This window comes from Nocardia sp. NPDC059764, assembly GCF_042732555.1.
In the GTDB taxonomy this organism is placed as follows: domain Bacteria; phylum Actinomycetota; class Actinomycetes; order Mycobacteriales; family Mycobacteriaceae; genus Nocardia.
Genome location: NZ_JBHWHH010000314.1, coordinates 1 through 3,633 on the forward strand (window position 1 = coordinate 1; position 3,633 = coordinate 3,633).

Sequence of the window (3,633 nt, forward strand, 5' to 3'; positions counted from 1 at the left end):
GATTCGGTGCGGGGCCTCGCGCGTGCCGGATGGGGTGGCGGTCAGAACAGGGCCAGGGCGGCGATCAGGCCGGACAGGGCGACGGTCTGCAGGGCGACCCGAGCGTTGAGGATGCTGTCCCACTTGTCCTGCAGCGCACGGGCATCGGCGGGGATGACGCCGGTCCGCGCGGCCGCGGTCTGCGCGGTGTTGATCGGCTTGGCGATGAGGACGTAGCAGGCCAGCCAGGTGAGCAGGGCGGCGAGCGCGAGTCCGGCGACGACCGCGGCGGCGGCCTGTCCGGCGGCGACCGCGCAGCCGAGGGCGAGGACGGCGGTGATGACGCCGCCGGCGCCGAAGATCGGCATGCGCTTGTCGCCGTAGTAGTGGCCCCAGCCGGCGCTGATCGTGACGGTCGCGTCGTCGAGGTGGTCGCGGTAGACGGACCGGGTAATGAGGGCGACGGACCAGTCGGTTCCGTAGACGACGGCATTGGCGAGGATCGCGAGGGCGACGAGGATCTGGCCGGTCAGGATGAACATCGGGGGCCTCTTTCGGCTGAAATCTAGCGGTGCTAGGAACTGAAGCAACGATAACAGCACTCTAGCTAGATTGTCTAGCGATGCTAGAAATTTGTTCCCCAGTCGACCGAACGGTCTGAAAATCGGACCCCGGTGGCATGCCTCACAACAACCAAGATCACACTGTGCTGTGAAGGTGCTCACATCTGGACGGCCGTCGGCGCGTCATGCACCGGTGGCCCGCATCACCCAAACAGTACGGGCGTTATGCAAAACTGCACGTCAGCGCTACTGGCGAGTAGATTCCACCGCTGCTATTAACAGGCAAATTTTGCAGGCTTAGCAAAATGCCGGTGAAAGCTAGCGGGGATTCACACTTGCAACAGGTAGACGGACATTTTTTCCTGTGCCATCGTGTGGAAGTACACCTCGCGGGCCTAGCAAGTCTGCAAATTGCTGCTCCAGCAGTGGTCGAACATCCGCCTCGGAAGTTCGACTCGCGGGGCTACCGAGACCGAACGAAGAAGTGGAGTCAGAGATGTCGAAGGTCGGCACCCCGAAGACCGCTGCGGAACTTCAGCAGGATTGGGACACCAACCCCCGCTGGAAGGGCGTCACCCGCAACTACACCGCCGAGCAGGTCGTGAAGCTGCAGGGCACCGTCGTCGAGGAGCACACCCTCGCGCGCCGCGGTGCCGAGATCCTCTGGGACCTCGTGAACAACGAGGACTACATCAACTCGCTGGGCGCCCTCACCGGCAACCAGGCCGTGCAGCAGGTTCGCGCCGGCCTGAAGGCCATCTACCTGTCCGGTTGGCAGGTCGCCGGTGACGCCAACCTCTCCGGCCACACCTACCCGGACCAGTCGCTGTACCCGGCCAACTCGGTTCCGGCTGTGGTGCGTCGCATCAACAACGCGCTGCTGCGCGCCGACGAGATCGCCAAGGTCGAGGGTGACACCTCGGTCGCCAACTGGCTGGCCCCGATCGTCGCCGACGCCGAGGCCGGCTTCGGTGGCGCGCTGAACGCCTACGAGCTGCAGAAGGCCATGATCGCCTCCGGCGCGGCCGGCGTGCACTGGGAGGACCAGCTGGCCTCCGAGAAGAAGTGTGGCCACCTGGGCGGCAAGGTGCTGATCCCCACCCAGCAGCACATCCGCACCCTGACCTCCGCGCGTCTGGCCGCCGACGTCGCCGACGTGCCGTCGGTGATCATCGCCCGCACCGACGCCGAGGCCGCCACCCTCATCACCTCCGATGTGGACGAGCGCGACCGCGAGTTCCTGGACGGCACCCGCACCGCCGAGGGCTTCTTCGGCACCAAGAACGGCATCGAGCCCTGCATCGCGCGTGCCAAGGCCTACGCCCCCTACGCCGACCTCATCTGGATGGAGACCGGCGTGCCGGACCTCGAGGTCGCGCGCAAGTTCGCCGAGTCGGTTCGCAGCGAGTTCCCGGACCAGCTGCTGGCCTACAACTGCTCGCCGTCCTTCAACTGGAAGGCGCACCTGGACGACGCCACCATCGCGAAGTTCCAGCGTGAGCTGGGCGCCATGGGCTTCAAGTTCCAGTTCATCACCCTGGCCGGCTTCCACTCGCTGAACTACGGCATGTTCGACCTGGCGTACGGCTACGCCCGCGAGGGCATGACCGCGTTCGTCGACCTGCAGGAGCGCGAGTTCAAGGCCGCCGCCGAGCGTGGCTTCACCGCCGTCAAGCACCAGCGTGAGGTCGGCGCCGGCTACTTCGACACCATCGCCACCACCGTCGACCCCAACACCAGCACCGCCGCGCTGAAGGGCTCGACCGAAGAGGGCCAGTTCCACTGAGCTAACCCGCCTCTCCGCGCCTTCAGCGGGCGGCAGAGAGCCGTTGGCCGAGGCAACCCGGCCCGCGGTTGGGTACCGAACCAATTCCGGTCGTACCCGGTGAGTTACCCGGACCTCACGAAATCAGTTGTCGCCTGTGGCAACTGACCGAGGACAACCCTCGGGACGGCAGTCGCATCACAACCTCCGCCGCCTCGGGGACCCGGAACCCCGCCGGGAGGGGATGGCAAGCCCCCTCCTGGCGGAGTTCATCCGCCCTTCCCGTCGACAGCCCCGGCGGGGAGGGCATTTCCTTATAACGTTTTTCGTAAGACTGTTTTTCGAGACCTTAAGAAGGCGCAGGGTCGTTCAGTTATACGACGCCTTCATCCACAGCCACGACGGCCAAAGAGCAGGAGCGGGACCGTGAGCACAGAGAAGATTCAGCGCGTCGGCATCATCGGCGCGGGACAGATGGGTGCGGGCATCGCAGAGGTTTGCGCCCGGGCACACGTCGACGTCCTCGTCTTCGAGCAGACCCGCGAACTCGCCGCCGCCGGCCGCGCCCGCATCCTGCGGTCGCTGGACCGCGGGGTGTCCAGCGGCAAGATCACTGAGCGCGAGCGCGAGCAGGCCGCCTGGCGGCTGCGCTTCACCAGCGATCTCGGCGACTTCGCCGACCGCCAGCTGGTGGTCGAGGCCGTCGTGGAGAACGAGGACGTGAAGACCGCGATCTTCAGCGAACTCGACAAGGTCGTCACCGACCCCAACGCGGTGCTGGCCTCCAACACCTCCTCCATTCCGATCATGAAGATCGCCGTGGCGACCAACAACCCGGAGCGGGTGGTCGGCATGCACTTCTTCAATCCGGTGCCGGTGCTGCCGCTCGTCGAGCTGGTCACCACCCTCAAGACCACCGATACCGTCACCAAGCGCGCCGAGCAGTTCGCCGCCGACGTGCTGGGCAAGCAGGTCGTGCGTTCCGCCGACCGCTCCGGTTTCGTGGTCAACGCGCTGCTGGTGCCCTACCTGCTCTCGGCCATCCGGATGGTCGAATCCGGTTTCGCCACCAAGGAAGACGTCGACAAGGCCATGGTGCTGGGCTGTGCCCACCCGATGGGCCCGCTGGCGCTGACCGACCTGGTCGGCCTCGACACCGTGAAGTCCATCGCCGACTCCATGTACTCGGAGTTCAAGGAGCCGCTCTACAGCGCGCCGCCGCTGCTGATGCGCATGGTCGAAGCCGGTCTCCTCGGTAAGAAGGCCGGAGCGGGCTTCTACCAGTACAACCGCGCTTGAGTTCCTGATCCGCGCGGCGCTCGTGAG

Annotated in this window: 3 protein-coding genes; 2 read left to right on the top strand and 1 reads right to left on the bottom strand. The window is 65.9% G+C overall.

Features of this window, described 5'->3' with window-relative positions; genetic code table 11:
* Nucleotides 1-41: 41 nt before the first annotated feature.
* The gene (locus tag ACFV4K_RS35090) at nt 42-521 is read right to left on the bottom strand and encodes a DUF1772 domain-containing protein (protein WP_379280602.1); all 480 of its coding nucleotides are present in this window, start codon (nt 519-521) and stop codon (nt 42-44) included.
* Between the two features lie 517 nt (nt 522-1,038).
* Between ACFV4K_RS35090 and aceA the strand changes: the two genes are divergently transcribed.
* Together aceA and ACFV4K_RS35100 are read left to right on the top strand one after the other, a co-directional pair.
* A complete protein-coding gene (aceA, locus tag ACFV4K_RS35095) occupies nt 1,039-2,328 on the top strand; it encodes an isocitrate lyase (protein WP_379280603.1) in 1,290 nt (429 codons plus the stop codon).
* A 405-nt stretch (nt 2,329-2,733) separates the two neighbouring features.
* Nucleotides 2,734-3,606 (top strand): 3-hydroxybutyryl-CoA dehydrogenase, encoded by an 873-nt coding sequence (locus ACFV4K_RS35100; RefSeq protein ID WP_379280604.1) that lies wholly within the window; start codon nt 2,734-2,736, stop codon nt 3,604-3,606.
* The last annotated feature ends 27 nt before the right edge of the window (nt 3,607-3,633 follow it).